The organism is Enterobacter sp. CPE_E1241 (assembly GCF_045618265.1).
Taxonomy (GTDB): domain Bacteria; phylum Pseudomonadota; class Gammaproteobacteria; order Enterobacterales; family Enterobacteriaceae; genus Enterobacter; species Enterobacter adelaidei.
Genome location: NZ_JBIWYV010000001.1, coordinates 193,602 through 218,775, shown reverse-complemented (window position 1 = coordinate 218,775; position 25,174 = coordinate 193,602). Strand labels below are relative to the sequence as shown.

23 protein-coding genes, 1 tRNA gene and 1 pseudogene are annotated in these 25,174 nt (G+C 54.2%); 12 read left to right on the top strand and 13 right to left on the bottom strand.

Annotated features, from left to right (window positions below; translation table 11 throughout):
* Window positions 1-289: 289 nt before the first annotated feature.
* The 4 genes from ACJ9Y9_RS01020 to ACJ9Y9_RS01005 form a co-directional block, all read right to left on the bottom strand.
* Window positions 290-366, bottom strand: a tRNA-Pro gene (locus tag ACJ9Y9_RS01020).
* Window positions 367-457: 91 nt separating this feature from the next.
* On the bottom strand, window positions 458-2,149 hold the full coding sequence (gene eptB / locus ACJ9Y9_RS01015; protein ID WP_028018273.1) for a kdo(2)-lipid A phosphoethanolamine 7''-transferase: 1,692 nt from the start codon (window positions 2,147-2,149) through the stop codon (window positions 458-460).
* 260 nt (window positions 2,150-2,409) lie between these two features.
* Entirely contained in the window at window positions 2,410-3,612 is a 1,203-nt protein-coding gene (locus tag ACJ9Y9_RS01010) for an MFS transporter (protein WP_028018272.1), read from the bottom strand.
* Window positions 3,613-3,850: 238 nt separating this feature from the next.
* A complete protein-coding gene (locus ACJ9Y9_RS01005) occupies window positions 3,851-4,549 on the bottom strand; it encodes an autotransporter domain-containing protein (protein WP_028018271.1) in 699 nt (232 codons plus the stop codon).
* A gap of 162 nt (window positions 4,550-4,711) precedes the next feature.
* Between ACJ9Y9_RS01005 and tag the strand changes: the two genes are divergently transcribed.
* Both tag and ACJ9Y9_RS00995 read left to right on the top strand, forming a co-directional pair.
* On the top strand, window positions 4,712-5,293 hold the full coding sequence (tag, locus tag ACJ9Y9_RS01000; protein WP_028018270.1) for a DNA-3-methyladenine glycosylase I: 582 nt from the start codon (window positions 4,712-4,714) through the stop codon (window positions 5,291-5,293).
* The gene (locus ACJ9Y9_RS00995; RefSeq protein ID WP_028018269.1) at window positions 5,271-5,717 is read left to right on the top strand and encodes an N-acetyltransferase; all 447 of its coding nucleotides are present in this window, start codon (window positions 5,271-5,273) and stop codon (window positions 5,715-5,717) included. Before tag ends, ACJ9Y9_RS00995 begins: the two co-directional genes overlap by 23 nt.
* On the opposite strand, the gene ACJ9Y9_RS00990 is transcribed toward ACJ9Y9_RS00995, so the two are convergent.
* On the bottom strand, window positions 5,680-7,959 hold the full coding sequence (locus ACJ9Y9_RS00990; RefSeq protein ID WP_050482923.1) for a molybdopterin guanine dinucleotide-containing S/N-oxide reductase: 2,280 nt from the start codon (window positions 7,957-7,959) through the stop codon (window positions 5,680-5,682). The genes ACJ9Y9_RS00995 and ACJ9Y9_RS00990 overlap by 38 nt on opposite strands.
* 211 nt (window positions 7,960-8,170) lie before the next feature.
* Here ACJ9Y9_RS00990 and ACJ9Y9_RS00985 point away from each other — a divergent pair, with 211 nt between their 5' ends.
* The 6 genes from ACJ9Y9_RS00985 to ghrB all read left to right on the top strand — a co-directional run bounded on the left by ACJ9Y9_RS00985 (window position 8,171) and on the right by ghrB (window position 14,106).
* Window positions 8,171-8,833, top strand: a complete 663-nt coding sequence (locus ACJ9Y9_RS00985) for an OmpA family lipoprotein (RefSeq protein ID WP_028018267.1) — start codon at window positions 8,171-8,173, stop codon at window positions 8,831-8,833.
* Between the two features lie 97 nt (window positions 8,834-8,930).
* Window positions 8,931-9,947, top strand: a complete 1,017-nt coding sequence (locus ACJ9Y9_RS00980; RefSeq protein WP_028018266.1) for a LacI family DNA-binding transcriptional regulator — start codon at window positions 8,931-8,933, stop codon at window positions 9,945-9,947.
* Window positions 9,948-10,050: 103 nt separating this feature from the next.
* Window positions 10,051-10,800: a sugar phosphate isomerase/epimerase gene (locus ACJ9Y9_RS00975; protein ID WP_028018265.1), complete on the top strand. Its 750-nt coding sequence runs from the start codon at window positions 10,051-10,053 to the stop codon at window positions 10,798-10,800.
* Between the two features lie 3 nt (window positions 10,801-10,803).
* Complete coding sequence (locus ACJ9Y9_RS00970; protein WP_028018264.1) at window positions 10,804-11,742, top strand: sugar kinase; 939 nt, start codon at window positions 10,804-10,806, stop codon at window positions 11,740-11,742.
* A gap of 82 nt (window positions 11,743-11,824) precedes the next feature.
* Window positions 11,825-13,105 (top strand): MFS transporter, encoded by a 1,281-nt coding sequence (locus tag ACJ9Y9_RS00965; RefSeq protein WP_028018263.1) that lies wholly within the window; start codon window positions 11,825-11,827, stop codon window positions 13,103-13,105.
* 26 nt (window positions 13,106-13,131) lie between these two features.
* Window positions 13,132-14,106, top strand: coding sequence for a glyoxylate/hydroxypyruvate reductase GhrB (gene ghrB / locus ACJ9Y9_RS00960; protein ID WP_028018262.1), 975 nt, complete (start codon window positions 13,132-13,134; stop codon window positions 14,104-14,106).
* Window positions 14,107-14,164: 58 nt separating this feature from the next.
* Here the strand turns inward: ghrB and cspA are convergent, their stop codons facing one another.
* Together cspA and ACJ9Y9_RS00950 are read right to left on the bottom strand one after the other, a co-directional pair.
* On the bottom strand, window positions 14,165-14,377 hold the full coding sequence (gene cspA / locus ACJ9Y9_RS00955) for an RNA chaperone/antiterminator CspA (protein ID WP_003860775.1): 213 nt from the start codon (window positions 14,375-14,377) through the stop codon (window positions 14,165-14,167).
* 246 nt (window positions 14,378-14,623) lie between these two features.
* On the bottom strand, window positions 14,624-15,334 hold the full coding sequence (locus tag ACJ9Y9_RS00950) for a DUF3053 domain-containing protein (protein WP_028018261.1): 711 nt from the start codon (window positions 15,332-15,334) through the stop codon (window positions 14,624-14,626).
* Window positions 15,335-15,664: 330 nt separating this feature from the next.
* Here ACJ9Y9_RS00950 and ACJ9Y9_RS00945 point away from each other — a divergent pair, with 330 nt between their 5' ends.
* Complete coding sequence (locus ACJ9Y9_RS00945; RefSeq protein ID WP_028018260.1) at window positions 15,665-15,952, top strand: HTH-type transcriptional regulator; 288 nt, start codon at window positions 15,665-15,667, stop codon at window positions 15,950-15,952.
* A gap of 38 nt (window positions 15,953-15,990) precedes the next feature.
* Here ACJ9Y9_RS00945 and ACJ9Y9_RS00940 read toward each other — a convergent pair whose 3' ends face one another.
* Window positions 15,991-17,610 (bottom strand): ABC-F family ATP-binding cassette domain-containing protein, encoded by a 1,620-nt coding sequence (locus ACJ9Y9_RS00940; protein WP_028018259.1) that lies wholly within the window; start codon window positions 17,608-17,610, stop codon window positions 15,991-15,993.
* A 797-nt stretch (window positions 17,611-18,407) separates the two neighbouring features.
* Here ACJ9Y9_RS00940 and ACJ9Y9_RS00935 point away from each other — a divergent pair.
* Both ACJ9Y9_RS00935 and ACJ9Y9_RS00930 read left to right on the top strand, forming a co-directional pair.
* A pseudogene (locus ACJ9Y9_RS00935) lies at window positions 18,408-18,554 on the top strand (HAD family hydrolase); the annotation flags it as partial.
* Window positions 18,521-18,970 (top strand): hypothetical protein, encoded by a 450-nt coding sequence (locus tag ACJ9Y9_RS00930; protein WP_028018258.1) that lies wholly within the window; start codon window positions 18,521-18,523, stop codon window positions 18,968-18,970. The pseudogene ACJ9Y9_RS00935 and the gene ACJ9Y9_RS00930, both read left to right, overlap by 34 nt.
* 93 nt (window positions 18,971-19,063) lie before the next feature.
* Here ACJ9Y9_RS00930 and glyS read toward each other — a convergent pair whose 3' ends face one another.
* From glyS to ACJ9Y9_RS00915, 3 genes are all read right to left on the bottom strand, one after another.
* Window positions 19,064-21,133, bottom strand: coding sequence for a glycine--tRNA ligase subunit beta (gene glyS, locus ACJ9Y9_RS00925; protein ID WP_028018257.1), 2,070 nt, complete (start codon window positions 21,131-21,133; stop codon window positions 19,064-19,066).
* A 9-nt stretch (window positions 21,134-21,142) separates the two neighbouring features.
* Complete coding sequence (gene glyQ / locus ACJ9Y9_RS00920) at window positions 21,143-22,054, bottom strand: glycine--tRNA ligase subunit alpha (protein ID WP_003860141.1); 912 nt, start codon at window positions 22,052-22,054, stop codon at window positions 21,143-21,145.
* 160 nt (window positions 22,055-22,214) lie between these two features.
* The gene (locus ACJ9Y9_RS00915) at window positions 22,215-22,520 is read right to left on the bottom strand and encodes a YsaB family lipoprotein (protein WP_028018256.1); all 306 of its coding nucleotides are present in this window, start codon (window positions 22,518-22,520) and stop codon (window positions 22,215-22,217) included.
* A 183-nt stretch (window positions 22,521-22,703) separates the two neighbouring features.
* Between ACJ9Y9_RS00915 and ACJ9Y9_RS00910 the strand changes: the two genes are divergently transcribed.
* On the top strand, window positions 22,704-23,699 hold the full coding sequence (locus ACJ9Y9_RS00910; RefSeq protein ID WP_028018255.1) for an acyltransferase: 996 nt from the start codon (window positions 22,704-22,706) through the stop codon (window positions 23,697-23,699).
* On the opposite strand, the gene ACJ9Y9_RS00905 is transcribed toward ACJ9Y9_RS00910, so the two are convergent.
* Together ACJ9Y9_RS00905 and ACJ9Y9_RS00900 are read right to left on the bottom strand one after the other, a co-directional pair.
* Window positions 23,692-24,612: a GlxA family transcriptional regulator gene (locus ACJ9Y9_RS00905; protein WP_028018254.1), complete on the bottom strand. Its 921-nt coding sequence runs from the start codon at window positions 24,610-24,612 to the stop codon at window positions 23,692-23,694. The genes ACJ9Y9_RS00910 and ACJ9Y9_RS00905 overlap by 8 nt on opposite strands.
* Entirely contained in the window at window positions 24,612-25,151 is a 540-nt protein-coding gene (locus ACJ9Y9_RS00900; protein ID WP_028018253.1) for an isochorismatase family protein, read from the bottom strand. Before ACJ9Y9_RS00900 ends, ACJ9Y9_RS00905 begins: the two co-directional genes overlap by 1 nt.
* Window positions 25,152-25,174: the final 23 nt, after the last annotated feature.

Genomic DNA, 25,174 nt, shown 5'->3' with positions numbered 1-25,174 from the left:
CAACAATCAGTGATTAACTTTTATTCAGAATGGGTAAATTTTCTTACAGAATGGTGATTATCTGAGCACTAAATTCCACGAACGTTAAAACGCACAGCGAAAAATGCTGAGGTTATCCATAAGCAACGCGAAAAAAGATCAATCTATATATAAAAAAATACAATGGATTATGTCACAAAATCGTTAACAGGCAGGGAGAAGCAGGGATAAGAGGCGTTTTGGGTAATCTGACGGGTTAAGGCTCTAATGCAAAAAGGGCTAACCTTACGGTTAGCCCTTTTTTAGAATGTGGTCGGCGAGAGAGGATTCGAACCTCCGACCCACTGGTCCCAAACCAGTTGCGCTACCAAGCTGCGCTACTCGCCGAATGCGGAGCGCATCTTACTGCTGAGGTGCGCCCCCGTCAATCCCTTATTTTCAAAAAGCCATTCAACTGGCGATATTCTCGCCAGGCGAGCTACTGCGCGGCTTTGGAGGTGCGGTCAGGGAGTTTGCACCAGTTGTTATTTTCGTTAATACCGCCATCTGGTGAGGTGTAACCCAGGCAACCTAAAATGGTGTCGTACAGCTCAACATGACGACGCGGTACCTTCATATCAGCTTCTTTCTTCAGTTGAGCAAACATCTTCGCTTTCTCCGGATCTTCCAGATACTTGTCAGACATCCACACAATCATTGGCACGCGGAACTGCTCCGGCGGAGCCATCTTACGTGGCGTACCGTGCAGGTGCTCGAACTCATTGATGGATTCACCGTGGTCCGCAGCATAGAAAACAATCGCTTTCTTATCGCGGACCTGGTCAATCACCGTATCAATAAAGTGATCCACATACATCACTGAGTTGTCGTAGGAGTTAATCAGCTGCGCTTTAGAACAGTCTTTATCCACACCAACGCACTCCGGCGTCCATTTGGCAAAGCTACGCGGGTAACGCTGGGTGTAGTTAAAGTGCGACCCTTTAGTATGCAGAATGATCATATGCTTACCATCAGGATTTCCGTTCAGAGACAGTTTCATCTCGTCAATCAGCAGCATGTCATCGACAGGCTTGCCACGGTTACGCGCCTCCGCACCAATCTGCTCGCGATAAGAAATGTTCTGGGCCATGGTGTTGCTGTAGAACCACATCTCGCTCTGCATCGCATAGAGGTCAGACGTAAACCCAAGCTGATGCAGCACCGAGAAGACGTTTTGCTCTTTCAGGGTACGTTGTGGGTTATCGCTCGCACCACCCTCACGTACGAACATGCAGCGTAAGGAGAGCTTGGTGGCGGTGTCGCAGGAATAACCGCGATAGGCAATCAGGTTTTTCTCCTGTGCCATTTTTGGTGTGGTATCGCGGTCATAGCCGAGAATACCCATATGATCCCAGCGCGTAGTTTCCCCGATAATAAAGACGACATAGGTATCATCGATATCTTTTGGCGCGACATAAGTGAATTTCTTCGCCGGGTTAATCAACGATTTATTATCAGAAGACTCATCCACCTGCGCCCACGCGTATAACCCCAGCGCGGAGATCCAGTTAGACGGTAAATAAGAGTTGGCGACCACACCACCGTAGCTTGGCAGATCCACGCCAGAGGTACGCTCATCATATTTCTGTTTTACTTCCAGCAGACGAATAGGTCCCCAGACCATCAGGCCGGCCAGCAGAACTATCGCCACGCTTCTGAAACGTTTTCCCGGCGTGCGGATCTGGTGAACCAGCGTATACCGGCAACGGTTGCTCCAGATAAGGAGCAGCGGCAGGGCACTCACGGCCACCAGCCAGAGTACAAAATGCAGCCCAACCACTTCTTTAGAGAGATCGATGTCCGTGGTCATCACCGAGGCGATAATGCCGTAGCCAATGACAACGTTCATAAAGGTCATGTAATAGCTGGCCCCTGCCGAGCACAGCACGATAAACGTCGCCAGCACTCGCCAGACGCGACGGCCAAACAGCGTAAGAATACGGAATAAAAAGAAGGTGACCAGTACAGCAGCGACCAATTCGACAACCGCTGCAATTCCTTTCCAGACGGTAAAATCTTGCGCGTAACCGTCGAACCGACGGAAAAACACTGCGCCATTCATAAACAGGCCGATGTACAACGCCAGCAAAAAGCACAGCTTTTGTTGCGCCATCGATTTAATGTATTTCATGCAATCTACCCGGAAAAAGGGACAGTACAGCCGCCCACCTCAATATAAAAAGTGGACAGATTAGACATACGCTCAGGGGATCGTTCAATGAAACGACTACAAGCGTGGTAAGTAGACCACAGGGAAGGGAAAAAGTGGCAGCAGAGAGTGTGATCGGTACAGTTTTTTACAAAAAAGCAGACCCAGAATCCGACAAATGCGTCTAAAGGCAGTATTGTTCGATAAGAAAAAGGCCGGATGTCCGGCCTTTTTCTTCGCTGTCAGGCATGCGCTTCTTTAAAGACTTCCCGCTGCGGCTGACGAATCGTCGTAGACAGCGCCAGCGAAATGATCAGCAAGGCGAAGATCACGCAGAAGGTCACATAGAACCCACCGAACAGTGAGGCAATCAGCGAACCGCAGATACTGCCGATCCCGAAGCCAAGATAAATAACACCGTAGTTTTTCGCGAGATTGTTAAGACCAAAGAATTCGCTCACCAGTGACGGGAAGACCGTAATGGTGCCACCGAAGTTGAACGCAACGCAGGCAATCGCCGCGAAGAAGGTCGCTTCATTCAGAGGTGCGAAAAGCAGCGCCGCCATGCCCACCAGCGAAACAACCTGGCCAATCGTAATCACACGGATACGGGCGATTTTGTCAGACAGAATACCCAGCACCAGACGCCCGGAAAGGTTGGCAATGGAGATCACGGTCACCGCATTCGCAGCCGTTGCCGCATCCAGTTTCACCATTCCCTGAGCGATATCTTTCGCCACACCGATGACGTACAAACCACTCATGCAGGCCGTCAGGAACATCACCGCCAGCATCCAGTACTGCGGTTTACGCATAGATTGCGCCAGGGTGAAATCGTTCTCCACCACACCGTTCACGGATTTAACCTCCTGCTGAGGCGCATCTTTCATCAGCGTAGCACCAAAGAGGATCATGACCAGAACGATAACCCCCCAGATCATGAAGGTTTTTTCGAGACCAACGGAAGCCAGCAGATGAGAATCGATAAATTTAAAACCGAGGCTGCCCAGGCCATAAGAACCGATGGCAAACGCAGAGATAAGGCCTTTACGTTCCGGGAACCACTTCACGCAGTTCGAGAGTGTCAACAGGTAACCTGCACCATCTGCCAGCCCCACCAGTACCCCGGCGCTCAACCACAGCATCATCAGGTTGCTGGAGTGTGCCGTCAGGAAAAAACCCACGCCCAGCAGAATGCCGGACGCCATGGTCACACGCTTCACACCAAAACGCTCCTGCAGCTTGCCCGCGACGGAAGACGAGAGCGCCAACCCGAGACTCAGTAGCCCAAAGGAGAATGCAACCTGGCTGACCGGTGCGCCGAGCTTATCGGAAAGTGCGCTGTTAAACAGGCTCCAGGTATAGACCGAACCCAACGCAAACTGGGTGACGATGGTACCAAAGAGCGTTAGCCAGCGCGTACGGTTATAAGTTGATGTGTTCATGGCAGTTGTCCTGCAAGAGAAATTAAGGAAGTTCGCTGAGGACAACGATAAACAAAACCTTAAAAGACCTGGGGTAAAACGGCATGAAATGCAGGAAGAATGGAATGAAATGCCTGGAATCAGGAATGAATGACCTTGTGGGGGAATGAAGCGATAGCGTGTTAGTACCTGCTATCGCTACAACCCCTATAGCTATTGTATTTGAGATGTTACCGTAACGTTTAAAAAAGTAACAACTCTAGAAATTCGCACTCACGCCCAGGGTGTACATAAATTCCTCACCTGTGGTGGCGCGTTCCCCTTGAGCGAGCGACGCATAGGCCGCTACATGCGTGTTAAACGGAATATCCGTACCGACCGTCACATCCATCCAGCTCCCGTTTTGTACCGGGGCTGGGGTTTGCGGCATGCCAAACTGAGATTTCCACTGGTTTTCACCAAACTGCTGGTTATAGCTGATCTGTGCCCACGGACGAAGATCGCCGTACTGGGTATTCACGCGCCAGCCCAGCGTGCTAACACTGGCATGCCAGAGCGGGTCAGTGACTGACTGTGTCGACGCGCTATCACCAAATTCGTTGATCATCATGGGAGCCGTGCCGTCGTACCGCCACGCCACGACAGGGCCGGTAGTGATATGCGCTGAAACGGGAAAATTCCAGCCCACGCTCATTGCCCCCTCTGTCGTACTGCCAGACGGTACATTCAGGGCAAGACCTGGCGCATTTTGTGAAGTCTGAATACGCTCAGCAAGAATATCCTCATAACGCGGTTGGTGATCCGCGTCCCATGTATAGCGTTCCGCCGTATGATTTTGGGCGTCTGAAACGATATATTCCTGTTGCCAGGCAGACGCTGTATTACAAAAAAACAGGCAGGCTGAAATTCCCACCAGGCCAGAAGCAGCATGGCGACCACTGATTTTTTTTATCATCATCAACGCGACCCCAGAGAGAGCCGAATTCGGCGATATTTGTCGTTATTCAGGAAGAGCTTATAGAGCATATGGCCCTGTATTAACTATTGTCTTTATAGTAAACACGTCAAGCCAGTCTGGATGAAAATTTTGCGAAATCAGTATCATTAAGGGAGATGACAGATGGAACGTTGCGGTTGGGTAAGCCAGGATCAGCTTTATATCGACTATCACGACCAGGAATGGGGCGTGCCGGAGAAGGATGGTAAAAAACTCTTTGAGATGATCTGCCTTGAGGGCCAGCAGGCGGGGTTATCGTGGATTACGGTGCTCAAGAAACGCGAAAACTACCGCAATGCCTTCCACCAGTTTGATCCTGTCGCCGTCGCCGCCATGACCGACGAGGACGTGGAACGACTGGTGCAGGATGCCGGTATCATCCGCCATCGCGGTAAAATTCAGGCCATCATCGGCAATGCACGCGCCTGGCTGGCGATGGAACAAAACGGCGAATCATTCTCAGACTTTGTCTGGTCGTTTGTGAATAACGCTCCGCAAATCACCCACGCCGCCACGCTGGCAGAGATCCCGGCATCGACGCCTGAATCAGATGCACTCTCTAAGGCCCTGAAAAAACGCGGTTTTAAATTTGTCGGCTCCACCATCTGCTACGCCTTTATGCAGGCCTGTGGCCTGGTCAACGACCACGTTACCGGCTGCTTCTGTCATCCGGGAGGCCATCATGATCCGCAAATGGCAAAATGAGAATACCGCGCCACTTCTGAGCCTATGGCTTGAAAGCACCACAGAAGCACATCCGTTTATCGAGGCGAGTTACTGGAAAGAGAACGAGGCGATGGTGCGGGACGTTTACCTGCCTTCGGCTGAAACCTGGGTCTGGGAAAAGGATGGCGAACCCTGCGGATTTATCAGCGTGATGCAGTCTAAGTTTGTTGGGGCACTGTTTGTCGCACCGGCATACATCGGGAAAGGCATCGGGCAAGCGCTGCTGAACCATGTTCAACAGCACTTCCCGTATTTAAGCCTGGAGGTGTACCAGAAAAATGTCCGGGCGGTGAATTTCTACCATGCTCAGGGCTTTCGCATCGAAGACAGCGCCTGGCAGGATGACACCCAACATCCGACCTGGATCATGAGCTGGCAGGCGGATCAAACGCCGTTAAGGTAAGCTCGGGTCCCTCATACTTTTCGACCCATGCCAGTGCCGTATTCCCTGCACAACCATTCCCCAGCTTCGAGCTGGGGAGATCTTTGGTCAGCACGTTAACCGCCCCGTTTTTACAGATACCGCCTTCGGCCGGCTCAAGATCTGGCCATGCCCCCTGGTGAATACACAGCACTCCCGGCTTAATCCCGTCACTGACCACCGCACCGGCCAGGACCTGTCCCCGCTGGTTCCAGACGCGTACCACGTCACCGTCTACAATCCCACGGGCTTTGGCATCGAGGGTATTCAACGTGATCGGTTCTCGCCCGGCAACCGCATACCGTTCGCGCAGCGAAGTATAGTTAAGCTGGCTGTGCAGGCGGTGCGCAGGGTGGGCAGACAACACCTGGAGCTGCTCCGGCTGGGCATTGCCGTGCCATTCGTCCGGCTCAAGCCACGTAGGGTGCGGCGGGCAGTCGACATACCCAAAGCTGGCTATGCGCTCGCTGTAGATGACAATCTTCCCGCTTTCGGTTTTCAGCGGGTGGCTCTCCGGGTCGCGGCGGAAGTCTCCGAAACGAACAAACTGCGCGTTCTGTTCACTCTCGGGCATCTCGAATATCTGGTTTGCTTCCCAGAATTCAGTAAACGGTGGGAGTGTCACACCCTGAGCGGCACCGCGCTGGCTGGCTATCTGGTAGAACGTCTCAAGCCACTGCAGATCGGTTTTACCTTCGGTAAAACGCTCGCGGCCACCTGCTTCCCACAGCTCGCTCAGTTCAGCAAACACCTCGAAATCATCCCGCGCTTCATCACGCGGGGACACAACGCGCTTCATTGGCACCATATGCTGGTTGCTGTAGTCACCGGTCATGGTGAGATCGTTACGCTCAAACGAGGTTGTCGCTGGCAGCACGATGTCGGCATGCTTAGCCGAACCTGTCCAGAAGCACTCTGAGATCACCACCAGCTCTGGTTTCTGCCAGGCACGGATCAGGCGATTGGTATCCTGATGGTGCGTGAAGTTCGACCCGCCCGCCCACCAGACAAATTTAATATCCGGGAAGTGGCAGTCCAGACCGTTGTGCTGATAAAACCCACCGGGGTTTTCCAGGGCTTCAACAATACGCGCCACCGGGATTTTATCCACGGCATCCACACCGCCCTGCACTGAGCCTTGCAGAGACGCCAGCACGGCAGCTTTGCGAGTAGGGTTACCGCCATTGGCGAAGTGATAAGAGAGACCAAAACCCCCGCCCGGCGTGCCGATCTGCCCAAGCATTGCGGCAAGCGTCACCAGCATCCAGTGCTTCTGCTCGCCAAACTGCTGGCGCTGCATTCCCCAGCCGGACATTAACATCGTGGTGTTTTTATGGAATAACGCCGCCAGTTCGCGGATTTTATCCGCAGTAACGCCGCAAATATTTGCCGCCCACTCTGCCGTTTTCGCTACCCCATCGGATTGGCCCGTCAGGTATTCAGCGAATTTATCGAAGCCAGTGGTACAACGCCTCAGGAATTCGCCATCGTGCCAGCCGTTTTCGACCAGCGTATGGGCGATACCCAGCATCATCGCCACGTCGGTGCCCATATGCGGGGCAATCCACTCGGCACTGTCGCCGAAGAAATCCATGGTTTCAGAGCGCATCGGGTCAATGCAGATGATGCGCTTGCCGCTTTTGCGCAGCGCATCGAAATACCCAATACCCTGTTCGTCGCTGGCATTCCAGGCAATTTTCAATGTGTTGAGAGGGTTAGCGCTCCAGAGCACCACCACGTCGGTATGCTCCAGCACCAGCGGCCAGCTGGTCTGTTGCTGATAAACTTCGTTTCCCCCCACCACGTACGGCATGATCGCCTGCGCCGCGCCGGTGGAGTAATCCCCCAGATGACCTGTGTAGCCCCCCGCCAGGCTCATATAGCGCTGCAGCAGCGTCGAGGCCTTGTGCAGCACGCCGTTAGAACGCCAGCCGTAAGACCCGGCAAAAATGGACGACGGTCCCCAGGTATCGCGAATGCGCTTATGCTGGGCGTGAATCAACGCCAGCGCCTCATCCCAGCTCACGCGAACAAACTCATCCTGACCACGGATTCCCTGCGGTTTGTCCGGCGAGGCCAGAAAACCTTTACGCACCATCGGCCAGCGCACGCGCGTTTTGCTATGCACCTGATCGCGAACGGTGGTCTGTAACGAGTTGGGATGTTGGGTTGGCAATGCCCCGCGGGACGACAGAACATTTTCGCCATCGGTTTCGACCAGCATCGGCCCCCAGTGGGCGGCGGTCAGAATGGTTTTCGTTGAGGTGCTCAAGCGTGCGCTCCTGGTTGCGTGCAGGTTTACCGCCTTCTTGTTGAGGCAGTTTATGGTTTGTCACAAATTTCAGAGTAATACCCGGAATTTTCTCCGTATCTGGACGTCATAATCAACTGCCACGCTCGCCGTGGCAAAGAATAAAAAGGATTAAGGAAAGAAGATGAAAAAACGCGTACTCGTTATTGCCGCTCTGGTGAGCGGTGCACTGGCTGTTTCTGGCTGCACAACTAACCCTTACACCGGTGAAAGCCAGGCGGGTAAATCCGGCATCGGCGCGGGGATCGGCTCGCTGGTAGGTGCTGGCGTTGGCGCGCTCTCCTCCTCCAAGAAAGACCGTGGTAAAGGCGCACTGATTGGTGCAGCGGCGGGAGCAGCATTGGGCGGTGGCGTCGGCTATTACATGGACGTGCAGGAAGCGAAACTGCGCGACAAAATGAAGGGAACCGGCGTGAGTGTGACGCGTAGTGGCGACAACATCATTCTGAACATGCCGAACAATGTTACCTTCGACAGCAGCAGCGCAACGCTGAAACCTGCGGGTGCGAACACCCTGACTGGTGTGGCAATGGTGCTGAAAGAGTATAACAAAACCGCCGTGAACGTGATTGGCTACACCGACAGCACCGGCAGCCAGGATCTCAACATGCGTCTGTCTCAACAGCGCGCCGATTCCGTGGCCAGCTCGCTGATCACTCAGGGCGTTGAAGCGAACCGCATCCGCACCAGCGGAATGGGTCCTGCCAACCCGATCGCCAGCAATAGCACGGCGGAAGGCAAAGCGCAGAACCGCCGCGTTGAGATTACGTTAAGCCCTGTGCAGTAATCGCATTTCCCCCTCTCCTCGCAGGAGAGGGTATGAACCACTTGCCATCGTTGATTTTCCCGCTAAGGTATTCTCACTAAATTCAGGGAAATCAGCGATGAGCAAACCAGCCCGGGCCACCATCAGCGACGTGGCGAAAGCAGCCAAAACCGGTAAAACCAGCATTTCGCGCTATCTCAACGGCGAAAAACACCTGTTGTCCGATGCGCTGCTGGCTCGTATTGAACAGGCCATTGCCGATCTCGATTACCGCCCCAGCATCATGGCGCGCGGGCTCAAGCGGGGGCGTACCCGCCTTATCGGGCTTATCATCGCCGATATCACCAACCCCTACTCCGTAAACGTGCTGAGCGGTATTGAAGCCGCCTGTCGTGAGAAAGGTTTTACGCCGCTGGTCTGTAACACCAACAACGAAGTCGACCAGGAGCTGCATTATCTCGATCTGCTGCGTAGCTACCAGGTGGAAGGGATTGTGGTTAACGCCGTGGGCATGCGTGAAGAGGGGTTAAACCGCCTGCAGCAATCGTCTCTTCCCATGGTTCTTATCGACCGTAAAATCCCTGAATTTGCCTGCGATGTCGTCGGGCTGGATAACACCCAGGCCGCCACTACCGCCACCGAGCATCTGATCGAACAGGGTTTTGAAGCTATTCTGTTTCTAAGCGAACCACTGGGAATGGTTAACACGCGTCGCGAGCGTCTGAGCGCGTTTCGCGCCACGCTGGAGCGTTATCCCGGCGTGATCGCCGAAAATGCCGAAACCCCATTACACGAAGCCGATCAACTCGACAACACCCTGCGCCGGTTCCACACCCGGCATCGTGGGATGCGCAAAGCCGTCATCTCCGCCAACGGGGCACTGACGCTGCAAGTCGCCCGCTCGCTCAAGCGGATTGGCCTGCACTGGGGCAGCGATATTGGTCTGCTGGGGTTCGATGAACTGGAGTGGGCAGAACTGGCGGGCGTCGGTATCACCACCCTCAAACAGCCCACCTGGCAGATTGGCTATGCTGCTGTAGAACAAGTGGTTAGTCGTATTGAAGGCACCAGTGATGCCGTACGCGAGCAGGTCTTCTCCGGCGAGCTGATCGTTCGCGGCTCCACCGCGCGTTAATTTTCCCTTGTGATACCGATCATAATTTCAACATCCTGAACTTTCCTTTGGAACCGGTTCCATCTAGCGTAATAACATTGATATGTTGCGATGGAGTCCGAAGATGGGCAGGAAAATCATGGTGGTCACCGCCGCGTACGGCGCAGAACAGGTGCGACAGGCAGGCGGTCAACGGGCAATGCTTCCCGTGATTGCGGGTGCAGGAGCTGACGGCGTGGAGATCCGCCGCGAGCTGTTCAACAGCGAAGAGTTACTGGCACTGCCTGCGCTGGGTGAATCTATTGAACTGTTGGGCCTGCTGGCGTGTTACTCCGCCCCCGCCGCCCTGTTTATGCCTGACGGTACCCTCAACCCGGATCTGCCCCGCTATCTCTCCGAGGCCAGCACCCTGAATGCGCTGTGGCTGAAAGTTTCACTCGGGTATTTCAGCGACACCCAGCCGCTTGAAGCCCTGCGGAACCTGCTGAATAAAAGCGGCATGGCGCTGGTGGTGGAAAACGACCAGACCGACTGCGGCCAGCTTGCGCCAATGCAGCGCTTTAAAGCTGCCTGCCGGGAGAGGGCACTGCCCGTTACGCTAACCTTCGATATGGGTAACTGGCTGTGGGTCGGCGACTCCCCTGAAGAAGCCGCCCGTCATCTGGCCCCTGCTGTGAGCTATATCCACGTTAAAGCCGCCGTTCCGCATAAGGATAATTTCCGCGCCGTGGCACCGGATCGTGCTGATGCGCGCTGGCTGGATCTGCTCTGCCAGTTACCCGCCGATGCCCCGCGAGGTATCGAGTTTCCGCTGGAAGGGACGGATTTAACCACCGTTACCCGCCATTACGTCAACCTGCTGCGCGAGGAGTAAACCATGCACAAGACGCTGGATGTCATTACGATCGGCGAGGCCATGGCGATGTTTGTCGCTACCGAAACCGGCGAGCTGAGCGCGGTAGAGCATTTCATCAAACGCGTGGCTGGCGCAGAGCTGAACGTCGCGACCGGCCTGGCGCGTCTCGGCCTGAACGTGGGCTGGGTCAGCCGCGTAGGGAACGATAGCTTTGGTCATTTCGTTCTCGACTCGTTGAAAAAAGAAGGGATTGATTCGGCAGGCGTGACGCTCGACGGACGCTTCGCGACTGGCTTTCAGCTTAAATCTAAGGTCGAAAATGGAACCGATCCCATTGTGGAGTATTTCCGTAAAGGGTCGGCGGCAAGCCATCTCTCAGTGGAAGATTACCACGCCGACTATTTTGCCTCTGCACGCCATTTGCACCTGAGCGGCGTGGCGGCAGCGCTCTCAGCCAGCTCATACGCATTGCTGGATCATGCTGCATCTACCATGAAGGCACAGGGCAAAACGATCTCTTTCGATCCTAACCTGCGGCCGGTGCTGTGGAAAAGTGAAGCGGAAATGGTGGAGAAACTTAACCATCTGGCATTCCAGGCTGACTGGGTTCTGCCGGGAGTGAAAGAAGGGATGATCCTTACCGGTGAAAGCACGCCTGAAGGCATCGCCGACTTCTACCTGAATAAAGGGGTAAAAGCAGTGGTGCTGAAAACCGGTGCCGATGGCGCATGGTTTAAAACCGCCGAAGGTGAACAAGGTGCGGTCGCTGCGGTAAAAGTTGAAAACGTGGTCGACACCGTCGGCGCGGGCGATGGCTTTGCCGTGGGAGTCATTAGCGCTCTGCTGGAAGGTAAACCACTGCAGCAAGCCGTCGCGTGGGGCAACAGGATAGGCTCGCTGGCTATTCAGGTACAAGGCGATAGCGAAGGATTACCAACCCGAGCAGAGCTTAACGAATAAACATTCCCCTCACCCAACAAAACAAACCACCGTGTACCCTACAGACAACGGCGGTAACAACCTCAACAACAGAGGCAAGCCTATGAACAGTTCGACCAATGCAGTGAAACGCTGGTGGTACATCATGCCAATCGTGTTTATCACGTACAGCCTGGCGTACCTTGATCGTGCCAACTTCAGTTTCGCGTCCGCGGCGGGGATCACCGAAGACCTTGGGATCACCAAAGGTATCTCCTCCCTGCTGGGTGCCCTTTTCTTCCTGGGTTATTTCTTCTTCCAGATCCCCGGCGCTATCTACGCCGAACGCCGCAGCGTGCGTAAGCTGATCTTCATCTGTCTGATCCTGTGGGGTGCCTGCGCATCACTGACCGGCGTGGTGAACAATATTCCTGCCCTGGCCGCCATTCGCTTTATCCTCGGCGTCGTTGAGGCGGCCGTCATGCCGGCGATGCTGATCTACATCAGCAACTGGTTTACTAAATCTGAACGCTCCCGCGCGAATACCTTCCTGATCCTCGGTAACCCGGTCACGGTACTGTGGATGTCGGTAGTTTCCGGCTACCTGATCCAGTCTTTCGGCTGGCGCGAAATGTTTATCATCGAAGGGGTACCCGCGGTTATCTGGGCCTTCTGCTGGTGGGTGCTGGTGAAAGATAAACCGGCTCAGGCGAAATGGCTTTCCGAAGACGAAAAAGCGGCGCTGCAGGCACAGCTGGATAAAGAACAACAAGGTCTGAAGGCCGTACGTAACTATGGTGAAGCCTTCCGCTCGCGTAACGTGATCCTGCTTTGTGCGCAATATTTTACCTGGAGTATTGGCGTGTACGGCTTTGTGCTGTGGCTGCCGTCGATTATCCGCAGCGGTGGCGAAAACCTCGGCATGGTAGAGGTAGGCTGGCTCTCTTCCGTGCCGTATCTGGCGGCAACCATCGCCATGATCGTCGCATCGTGGGCATCGGATAAACTGCAGAACCGTAAGCTGTTTGTCTGGCCGCTGCTGCTGATCGCTGCCTTTGCTTTCATTGGCTCCTGGGCCGTAGGTGCGAATCACTTCTGGGCCTCTTACGCTCTGCTGGTCATTGCCGGTGCAGCCATGTACGCCCCGTACGGTCCGTTCTTTGCCATCATTCCGGAAATGCTGCCGCGTAACGTGGCAGGTGGCGCGATGGCGCTGATTAACAGTATGGGTGCGCTGGGTTCGTTCTGCGGCTCCTGGTTTGTCGGTTATCTGAACGGTGCTACGGGCAGTCCATCCGCATCATACATCTTTATGGGGGTAGCGCTTTTCGCCTCCGTGTGGCTTACTCTGATTGTTAAGCCTGCTAACAATCAACAACACCCCGTCGGCGCACGCCACGCCTGAATCCTTAGAAATCAACGGAGATTAGCATGAAGCCGTCCGTCATTTTGTATAAAGCCCTGCCGGAAGATCTGCAGAAACGTCTTGAAGAACACTTCACCGTCACGCAGGTGAAGAACCTGAGCCCGGAGACCGTGGCACAGCACGCCGAAGCGTTCGCCAGCGCCGAAGGCCTGCTGGGTTCAAGCGAAAAAGTGGATGTCACTCTGCTGGAAAAAATGCCGAAGCTTCGTGCTACCTCTACCGTTTCCGTGGGTTACGACAACTTCGATGTGGATGCTCTTAACGCCCGCAAGATCCTGTTGATGCACACGCCACATGCCCTGACGGAAACCGTGGCCGACACGCTGATGGCGCTGGTACTCACCACGGCCCGTCGCGTGGTGGAAGTGGCTGAACGCGTCAAAGCGGGCGAATGGACAAAGAGCATTGGTCCGGACTGGTTCGGCGTAGATGTTCACGGCAAAACGCTGGGCATTGTTGGCATGGGACGTATCGGGCTGGCACTGGCGCAGCGCGCACATTTTGGTTTTAACATGCCGATTCTGTATAACGCGCGCCGCCATCACAGTGAAGCTGAAGAGCGCTTTAACGCGCGCTATTGCGAGCTGGATACGTTGCTGCAGGAAGCCGATTATGTTTGCCTGATCCTGCCGCTGTCGGAAGAAACGCATCATCTGATTGGCAAAGAGGAATTCGCGAAAATGAAGAAATCAGCCATTTTCATCAACGCGGGTCGTGGCCCGGTGGTGGATGAGAAGGCGCTGATTGAAGCCCTGCAAAACGGTGAGATCCATGCCGCAGGTCTGGATGTATTTGAACAGGAGCCGCTGCCGGTGGATTCTCCCCTGCTTTCGCTGCCTAACGTGGTTGCCCTGCCCCACATCGGCTCAGCCACCCATGAAACACGCTACAATATGGCGGCCACGGCGGTAGATAACCTGATCGCCGCACTCAGCGGAAAAGTGGAGCTAAACTGCGTCAACCCGCAGATACAACAGTAGAAACGAAAAAACCCGCCAGAAGGCGGGTTTTTAAATTCTTTGCTACTGGGTTGGAAGCTTACAGGCTTACAACGTTACCAGCTGCTGGGCCTTTAGCGCCGCTTTCGATGGTGAAGGAAACTTTCTGACCTTCGTCCAGAGATTTGTAGCCATCGTTCTGGATAGCAGAGAAGTGTACGAACACGTCTTTAGAGCCATCGTCAGGAGTGATGAAGCCGAAACCTTTATCAGCGTTGAACCATTTTACCAGACCAGTCATTTTAGCAGACATAGAAATTACCTTATTAACAAATATATTGTGCCTTCCGGCTTGATGGATTGCGTTACAGATTTTTAAGCGATGAAGGAAGGGTCACTACGAAGGGTATCTATGGATAACAATCTGGACTGCTTTACTAAACTGCTTTAGGTCTGTGTAACAAACCGACGGGAACAGTTATACCGATGTGCCAGAGGAATGACAAGCGTTATTTTAAGCAGGAATAAAAAAACCCCGCCTGAGGCGGGGTTTTTCAGTTTATTCTGTGGCGGTGACCGCTGCAGTCCACGCCTGACTAAAGGCCTGATGCTGGGAGGCCAGCGGCCCAATCAGCGTATTGTACTGACTTGCCTGCTGCGAGGTTGGGAACTGAATACCGTTAGCGACAAAGCTCACCTGCGTATTCTGCTGGGAGATGAAGTCACCCACCTGGACCAACTGCTGCGTGAAAATTTGTGCGGCCGGAATCAACGGCTGCAGCGCTTCAGAAGGTTTCGTCACCACTTTCTCATACACTTTGTCGAAGACCGGTTTGAGATCGTCGCCCTGCTTCAGCGCTGAACGTGACGCATCAGCCTGCATTTTCGCATTCTGCAGCTGCTGGCTCAGCACGCCGAGAGCACCGTTGGACTGGCGCAGCGGTTCACGCTGGGTCATATAATCCTGCGGCACGCGGATGGCGTTCACGCTATCCACCACCGGACGAATACCGGAATCCATCGCCTGGCTCACCTGCTGTGAATAACCATAAAGAATGGCGTAATCGGACACGAAGGGGCCAAACTGTTTTTTCTGATCCGCAGTCAGCGTCGGCAACCGCTCGCCGCTGCGCATCACTGTATTCTGCAGAAAATCGATAAACGCTTTGCGCTGATCGCCTTCTTTATCAAAACACCCACTCAGGCTAACAACCATCAACAACGCCGCAATAGGCGCAAACCAGCGAGAGCAGGACTTTCCTGTCGCCATTTTATTACTCCTTTCACCCAAAAAAGCGCACACCGGCACACGCGTGCCCAACGCTGACAAGGATAGTCCAGGTCAGCCTTGCAAGATACTCTTTTCAATCAAAACGGCTATTGCCGTTTTATTTCTTAGCCTTTACAAAAAATGCCTGACGACGCCGACATATGAGTAATCAGTTAATTAGCATAACTATCCATATCGTTGATACGGGTAAAGCGATCTTTTCCGCACGATTAATCACAACCATGACGATCCCTCGTTTGTATTAGAGACTATCCTTAATTGGCTCTCTGATGTTCTTGATCCCGATGTGTGATTTAAGAGGAGTTCTCAATGGAATATAAAGATCCTGAGTTTGAGCTGCTGAGCAGTCTGGAACAGATTATTTTTAAAGATGTACCGCAGACGATTACCCTGCAACAAAAGTCCAATCCCTTTACAGAATATGAGCAATTGCGCAAAGGGACAGGACTGAAAACCGAAGAATTCGCCAGAGCAATGGGTGTCAGCGTGGCGATGGTACAGGAGTGGGAGTCAAAACGTGAAAAACCCACGCCAACCGAGTTAAAGCTGATGCGCCTGATTCAGGCCAGCCCTGCATTCAGCAAACAGATAGCGTAATAACGTTCGAATGCCCCCGCCTCTGCGGGGGCTTGTGTTTAAAGACTTTCACAGCGCCAACCCTCCTCTTCCCACACCAGCTCATGCGTCAACATTAACCCTTTTAAAAATGCCTCATCGTGTGACACCACCAGCAGCGCACCGGGGAAGCCAGCCAGTGCCGATTCAATCGCCTGGACTGATGCAAGATCCAGATGGTTGGTCGGTTCATCCAGCAGCAGGAGCTGCGTAGCCTCCGCGCGCCACAGTACGCAGGCCAGGGCAGCCTTAAGACGTTCGCCGCCGCTCAACTCTGCCAGCGGGAGCGTGACCTTGTCGGCACCCAGTTGAAGCTGGGCTAAACGGGTTCGTATCACGCCCTCATCCAGCGGTGTATTCCCCAGATTGAGATGCGTCATGACCGACTGCGAAAGATCGAGCTGAGACAGATGCTGGTCGAGATAAGCACAGCTTACAGATACCTTACAGGCACCGGAACGAGGGGTATTTTTACCGAGGATCGCTTTTAACAATGTCGACTTTCCGCAGCCGTTCGGTCCCTTCAACGCCACGCGCATCGGTCCGACCATTCGCCAGTTGAGCGGTGAGATATTCACATGCGGCAACACAAGATCCTCCAGAACCAGCACCTGTTTCCCTTCGGGAATCTGACTTCCAGGCAAGGTAAACATCACCGGATTATCCGCTTCAACCCGTTCGCGAGCCTTGTTCACCGCGGCGTTCAGGGCTTCATTTTGATCGCTGTGCTGTTTTTTCCAGGAGCCGATCCGCTCCTTTGCCGCGCCTTTATATTTGACCCGCTCGAACGACGCGATATTCAGGGTATCGACGGTGCGCAATGTCTTTGCCGAACGCCGCTGGCTGTCGTCATGCTCTTTTTGCATTCGCGCTCGGGTGCGTTTTCGCTCCGTCGCCGCATGTTCCAGCGCCGCACGGGCCGCCTGCTGTTCGGAATCGCGCTGATGGATATAGTCCGCGTAATTCCCGCCGTAGCTGCGCAGACCCGAGGCGCTCAGTTCAAGGATACGCGGCACCTGCTCCAGAAGTTCGCGGTCATGAGAGGCCACCAGCACGCCTCCCTGGAAACAACTGAGCCGGTCGTAGAGCCACGTCCGGCCTTGTCGATCAAGATGGTTGGTGGGTTCGTCCAGCAACAGATAATCTGCTTGTGCTGTGAATGCGCCGCACAGCAGGGCGCGAATGCGCTCACCGCCGCTGAATTCGCTGGCTATTTTATCGGGGTCAAACGGTGGCAATTTCGCATGGATAAACGCCTCGCTCAGGCGTTCTGCTAAATCCCAGTTCCCGTCGAGCATTTCCAGATCTTCAGGCTGATAGTCCCCGCTGTCGATACGCGATCGCGCCGCGAAGATTGCCTCGTATCCGAGCAGCTCAGCCAGCGTAGTATGCGGCAAAATATCCTGCTGTTGAGCCACATAGACGCGTGTTCCTGTACGTTCGATATGCCCGCTTGCGGGCTCATCAAGCCCTGCAAGCAAGCGCAGCAGACGCGTTTTCCCGCTGCCGTTGCGGCCAACCAGTGCGCACAAAGACGGTTCCAGAGAAAAATTCAGCGGACCAAAAAGGGTATCGCCCGTCGCAAACTGACAGGTGACCTGATGCAAAATAAAAGAAGGGGACTGCGCAAAATGAGCCATAAGCACTCCTGAATGAAATCAAAACATCCCCTGCCGACGCGGTGGCGTTTAGCAAGGATCGAAATTCATCAGTCGTGTTTGTTCATTTTTGGGGGGCGCTCCTGAGGGAGAAATTTAACGGGGACAAGGATAGCGGGAATGCGTTGAACATTTCAAGGTTAAATTTTGGACGACTTATACTCCCTCTCCCTTTGGGCTGAGGGATCCCCACAAATTAATGCGAGCAGTGAACAATCCCCTCGCCCCTTTGGGGAGAGGGTTAGGGTGAGGGGGAGCATATGGCTCTGGTGGTCATTCCGTTCACTTTATGTTCCTTGCTACTCTGTAACGACAATACCTGTGAACGTGCCAGGGTGGCTCAGTCGCCACCACCCTGGCTACCCGGGCTCCCGGCGGTAAATCGCCGCTACGCGGTACCTTCGGCTTATTCCTTCCGGCTTATCGGGGACGGGCGGAGGTAACATCCCTGTAAAGCCCGCCCTCTCGGCGCATCCATGCGCCTCGCCCCGGCCTACAGGAAACGCCTCAGCGATTTACAGCCGGACCATAGCGTCGCTGTAAGACCTCTGCCCGCAGTATGCTTTTCATTGCGGTAATTTTGCGAGTCTCTTTCCAGAAATGGTAATATCCTCAGTGGTATAGCTCAAATCTGTTGCCGCCTGTTTTGATGAGCAGTAAGTTCTCTTCGCACCTGCAAAATCAGGTGCCGGGTTTAGCATCCTGGCTTATCTTATCGGCGGCACATTTTGTGCAGCATGCTTTGCTACATCTCAATGGTGGGCTGAGCAGGGGCATCGAAAGATGCGCCGGTATCCGATAAGGCCGGTAATGCTAACTCTGTTCAGTCCACCACCAGCGAAATTAGCATTTCCGATGGTGGAAGCTTTATCACTTATCGGAGGCTGCCAATATGGCTACTACCCCAACCCAAGTTCATTCTTTAATCACTCTGCCCTTCAACCACGCCACCGAATTCACCGAACTGGCGGATAACTGCGAACGTTTTACCGACGCACTGGTAGATTGCGAAGAACCCACCCCAAAAATGGCGCTTTACGGCAGACTCTATGCCTGCCTGAATCTTCTGCAACCCACGCTTCTGGATCCTGTTCTGGACGCTTTAAAAGCCAGCCTGACCGTGAAGGAACTCCCGTCACGCGTTCCAGCTTTCGAACCCGAGAGCGATCAGCTGGGGCGCTACTGTCAGGAGATTACGCAGTTGCTGATGAACGGCACACTGCCGCGACAATCTGAAATCGTTATGGAAGATTTGCTGTGCGAGCTGGTCAGCTACTTTGCCGATACGCTGAAGGCACCGCGCTGGCTGCAGACAGACGAAGGCACAATCGCGATCGGCTAAACCTGCCAGATGACGCTACGCTTATCCGGCCTACAAAAGCCCCATAAAAAAACCCGCCGAAGCGGGTTTTTAGCATTTGTAGCAACGGGCACATTACTGCAGCAGCGAAATATCCGCCACGCGCAGGAACAGCTCACGCAGTTTTTCGAGCATAGAGAGACGGTTAATACGCAGTTCTTTATCTTCTACGTTCACCATCACTTTCTCGAAGAAGGCGTCGATAACGTCACGCAGTTCCGCCAGTTCTACCAGCGCTTCCTGATAGCGACCTTCGGCGAAGAACGGCTCGAGCTTGTCACGCAGCACCACAACCTGCATTGCCAGAGCGATCTCTTCCGGCTCTTTCAGGGTCGCGGCGTTCACGCGCTCGTTCAACGTTTCATCAGACTTAGCCAGAATGTTGGATACACGCTTGTTGGCCGCCGCCAGGGCTGATGCCGCTTCCAGCGTACGGAAGTGGGACACCGCCTTCATACGTGCATCGAAATCGGCCGGACGGGTTGGACGACGCGCCAGTACCGCCTGAATGGTATCGACGGTGTAGCCTTCGTCCTGATACCACGCGCGGAAACGACCGAGCATAAAGTCGATCACGTCATCCACGACTTTCGCGTTGGTCAGCTTGTCGCCATACAGACGCACCGCTTCTTCAGTCAGGGTCTGCAGATCCAGGTTCAGGTTCTTCTCAACGATGATACGCAGCACGCCCAATGCAGCACGACGCAGCGCGAACGGGTCTTTATCGCCTTTAGGATGCTGACCAATGCCAAAGATACCCGCCAGGGTGTCCATCTTATCGGCAATCGCGACGGCGCAAGCCACCGGGTTAGACGGCAGTTCGTCACCCGCAAAGCGCGGCTGATACTGCTCGTTCAGGGCAACTGCCACATCTTCCGCTTCGCCATCGTGACGCGCGTAGTGCATGCCCATCACACCCTGGGTGTCGGTAAACTCGAACACCATGTTGGTCATCAGGTCACACTTGGACAGCAGGCCAGCACGAGTGGCGTGGTTTACGTCCGCACCAATTTCACGCGCGATCCAGCCAGACAGCTCCGCGATACGGTCAGTTTTGTCACGCAGCGTACCCAGCTGCTGCTGGAACAGCACGGTCTGCAGACGTGGGAGATGATCTTCCAGACGTTTTTTACGGTCGGTGTTGAAGAAGAACTCCGCATCCGCCAGACGTGGACGAACCACTTTCTCGTTACCCGAGATAATCTGGATCGGATCTTTGGATTCGATATTGGCAACGAAGATGAAGTTTGGCAGCAGTTTGCCGTCGTTGGCATAAACCGGGAAGTACTTCTGGTCACCCTTCATGGTGTACACCAGTGCTTCAGCCGGAACGGCCAGGAATTTCTCTTCGAATTTCGCGGTCAGTACAACCGGCCATTCCACCAGTGAAGTCACTTCTTCCAGCAGGCTGTCGCTCAGATCGGCTTTACCGCCAATCTTGCGCGCCGCGTCTTCCGCGTCCGCTTTGATTTTGGCTTTACGCTGTTCGTAGTCAGCAATGACTTTACCGCGTTCCAGCAGGATCTCTGGGTACTGATCGGCATTGTCGATGGTGAACTCAGGCTCGCCCATAAAGCGGTGGCCACGGATCACGCGATCGGACGCTACGCCCAGAATGGTGGCAGGAACAACGGTATCGCCCAACAGCAGGGTCACTGTGTGAACCGGACGCACGAAGTGCACGTCAGACGCACCCCAGCGCATCAGTTTTGGAATAGGCAGCTTGGCCAGGGAAGTGGCAATCATGTCAGGCAGCAGCGCTTCTGCGCTTTCACCTTTCACATGGGCACGATACAGCAACCACTCACCTTTGTCGGTGGTCAGACGCTCAGCCTGGTCAACGGTAATACCGCAACCACGCGCCCAACCTTCAGCCGCTTTACTCGGCTTGCCTTCGGCGTCAAACGCCTGGGCAATGGCCGGGCCACGTTTTTCGACTTCGCGATCCGGCTGAGACGCCGCCAGATTTGCCACTTTCAGCGCCAGACGACGCGGTGCAGCAAACCACTCAATTTTACCGTGTGCCAGGCCAGCGTTATCCAGCTCGGCAGTCACGTTCGCAGCAAAAGATTCAGCCAGGCTGCGCAGGGCTTTTGGTGGCAGCTCTTCAGTGCCGATTTCCACCAGGAAAGTTTTCTCAGACATGGCCGCCTCTTATTTGTTTCGATTGCACATCGGGAAGCCAAGGGCTTCACGGGACGCATAGTAAGCTTCTGCAACGGCTTTGGTCAGGGTACGAATACGCAGAATGTAGCGCTGACGTTCAGTCACGGAGATGGCTTTGCGGGCGTCCAGCAGGTTGAAGCTGTGGGCGGCCTTCAGAATACGCTCGTAAGCAGGCAGCGGCAGCGGAGTCTCCAGCGCCAGCAACTGCTGCGCTTCTTTCTCGTACTGCTCGAAGCAGGTGAACAGGAAGTCCACGTCCGCGTATTCGAAGTTATAGGTGGATTGCTCCACTTCGTTCTGATGGAACACGTCGCCGTAGGTGGTTTTACCCAGCGGGCCGTCGCTCCAGACCAGGTCGTAAACGCTGTCTACGCCCTGAATATACATGGCCAGACGTTCCAGACCGTAAGTGATTTCACCGGTAATCGGTTTACATTCCAGACCACCAACCTGCTGGAAGTAGGTGAACTGGGTCACTTCCATACCGTTCAGCCACACTTCCCAACCCAGACCCCAGGCACCCAGCGTTGGGTTTTCCCAGTTGTCTTCCACGAAACGAATGTCGTGAATGGTTGGATCCATACCCAGCTCTTTCAGTGACCCGAGGTACAGTTCCTGAATATTGTCTGGTGATGGCTTAATCACCACCTGGAACTGATAGTAATGCTGCAGACGGTTCGGGTTCTCACCGTAGCGACCATCGGTCGGACGACGGGAAGGCTGCACATACGCGGTCGCCATTGGCTCTGGCCCCAACGCGCGCAGGCTGGTCATCGGGTGTGAAGTGCCTGCGCCGACTTCCATGTCCAAAGGTTGAACAATGGTACAGCCCTGACGAGCCCAGTAATCCTGTAAGGTCAGGATCAGGCCCTGGAAGGTCTTGGTATCAAACTTTTGCATAGTATTTCGTGCTGGATACGTGTGGTTTTAAATGGAAGGGACCAGTATACCCGCTGGCTGCAAGATATACAGTATGAAACGGGTTTGTTTAGGGAAAATTGGGAAATAAGCCGTCGAGCCAGAGCGCTGATGGCGTCTGGCTGTAGATTATACGAGCAGGCTAACGCATAGAGAGGTGTAAAAACTGGCCGTCCGCATCAAACGAGCAGATAAAGCCCTCTTTACGGGATGTATAACCCCTCAGCTCATAACTTCCCTGAAAGCGCTCAAACCCGGTGACATCAATTTTCTGCACGTCCGAGTTATAGCGTCGGGCCGCCTGCCCCTTACAGAGCTGTTCCATATTCAGCGAACGTTCCGGGCTTATTTTCCCCTGCTGCGCTTTTTGCACAGGGGCTTCTTGTGGGGCACTGCACCCTGCCAGCATGAACAGCAGAAAGAGTGACGCCACACGCTTCATCATCATTTTTATCACCGCCCTGGTCAGTGGCTGTTATTTTTAGTATCAAAGCTTTTATAGATTACGGTCCGGCATTCTGCGAATCTCGCGGCCTCCCTACAAGCCTTCTGAATAAAACTCAGATTTTTCCAGAAGAAGACTTCTGGAAAATGACAGTCATACTCAATTTACAGGGAATACGAGGAACTGATGCAGTCAAAAATTAACTGGATTGATAACCTGCGAGGAATAGCGTGTCTGATGGTGGTGATGATCCACACGACGACCTGGTATGTCACGAATCCGCACAGCATCACTCCTGTTAACTGGGATATCGCCAATATTCTCAACGCGGCTTCGCGCGTCAGCGTGCCGCTATTCTTTATGATTTCCGGCTTTCTCTTTTTTGGAGAGCGTAGTGCGCAACCAAAGCACTTCATCCGCATCGCCGCCTGCCTGGGATTTTACAGCGCCGTTGCCTTGCTCTATATCACCCTGTTCACTTCCATTAATGCCGGGTTATCGCTGAAATACGTGCTGCAAAAACCGGTGTTCTACCATCTGTGGTTCTTCTTCGCCATTATCGTTATCTATCTGGTCTCTCCGCTCATTCAGGTGAAAAACGTCAGCGGCAAAATGCTCCTGGCTCTGATGGTGGTGATTGGCATTATCGCCAACCCGAATACAGTCTCACAGAAAATCGACGGATTTGAGTGGTTGCCGGTCAACCTCTATATCAGCGGCGATACTTTTTACTACGTGCTATATGGCATGCTGGGGCGCGCCATTGGGATGATGGATACTCAAAAACGCGGTATGAACTGGCTGTGTGGGGCGTTGTTTATCGCTGGCGTGGCGGTGATTTCACGCGGGACGCTGCACGAGTTGCAGTGGCGTGGCAATTTTGCCGATACCTGGTATCTGTATTGCGGACCAATAGTCTTTATCTGTGCCGTATCGCTCCTCACGCTTACCAAAAATACCCTGAATACGCGTCCTCTGCCCATGCTGAGCGTTATCTCGCGGCATTCTCTGGGGATTTATGGATTTCACGCGCTGATCATCCACGCGCTACGAACGAGGGGCGTTGAGCTGAAAAGCTGGCCGGTGCTGGATATTATCTGGATTTTTGTCGCCACGCTGGTTGTCAGCCTGCTGCTGTCGATGCTGCTGCAAAAAATAGACACGCGCCGCTTCGTCAGTTAACGCTTCGCTGCCGGGCGCGATGATACTGGCGCGGGGAGGAAAACCCTGCCGCCAGTGAAGCCTGCTCCACACCGCGCCCCTGCAGCAACCACTGCTCCGCCACCGCCAGACGCAACTGCTCCAGATAATCGCGAACGCTAATCCCTAAATGCGACTGAAAAAGCCGGGTTAGATGACGTGGGCTGACATGCGCCACGGCGGCGATCTCAGGCAAATTCCATGTTTTTTGCGGCTCGGCGGTGAGCGCATCCTGCGCCCGATGGATGGCCGGATGAAGATGATTACGGTAGCGCAACCACGGGGATAACTGGGGGTCATCGCCGGAGCGGCGGAACCAGACCACCATCTCACGTGCCACGGCCAGCGCCTTTTCCGGGCCGCACAGGCGGTTAATCATATGCAGTGCCAGATCGATGCCAGAGGTGATCCCTGCGCTGGTCCAGATATTCTCATCCTGCACAAATATCCGGTTTTCTTTAATCGTCGCCGTGGGAGCCGCAGTGCGTAAACGGTTAATAACATCATGATGGGTTGTACACTGACGGTGATTCAGCAGGCCTGATTTTGCTGCCAGCAACGCCCCTGAACAGACGCACATCACGGTAATATCCTGGCGTTGGATCTGCGGTTGCAGGCGCATCATCCAGTGCTGGATCTGCTGCGCCTGTGGCGTTGAGAATTGACTGCGGGAGTCGCTCACCCCCGGCAGGACCATTAGACTGCCTGGAGGCAGGTTTTCCGGCAAGGGCTGGATGCCGCTCATCGTCAGACCTATCGACGTCGGAACGTCCGGTTGCGGGCCAATGTAATGCAGACGAAACGCGTCGCCAGCCAGCACAAAGGTCTCCGCCGGGCCCGTCATATCTAATGACAGCACCCCGGGCAACATCACGAACCAGACGTCGATGCGCATTACAATGACTCCAGCGTCTCCGCTACCGTTTTAATCTCGGCAAAACGCCCGGACAGCACCGTCTCGGTACGGTGGCGAATTTCCGCTGCGCTAAGGGTAATGCCCTTGTAGGTCATTGGAAATGTAAGCGTTGCCTCGCTAACAAAGGTCACAGCATAACCCAGATCGGATGCCACGCGTGCCGTGGTTTCACAGCATTGTTCAGTGCGAATGCCGCAGATAATAAGCTGATTGATATCACGCTCGCGCAACCAGCGGTCAAGCCCGGTATCCGTGAAGGCATTATGGACGTGTTTCTGGAAAACCACATCCGGCTGATGACGCAAAAAGGCCATTGGTTTGACAAAGCCGCTTTGCAGGGTAAAAGGGCCGTCTTCATCGACATGGAAAATATCCACGACCGGAATACCGCGCGCCTGGCAGCCTTCAATCAGCCCCAGCATCGCCTGCTGAAAGGCAGGAATGTCGTCCTCCCGCCAGTAATAGCGATGATGGAACGACTGCTGCGTATCAATATTGATTAATGCAATGCGTGACATGAGATTTCCTCGCCAGTGGGTGT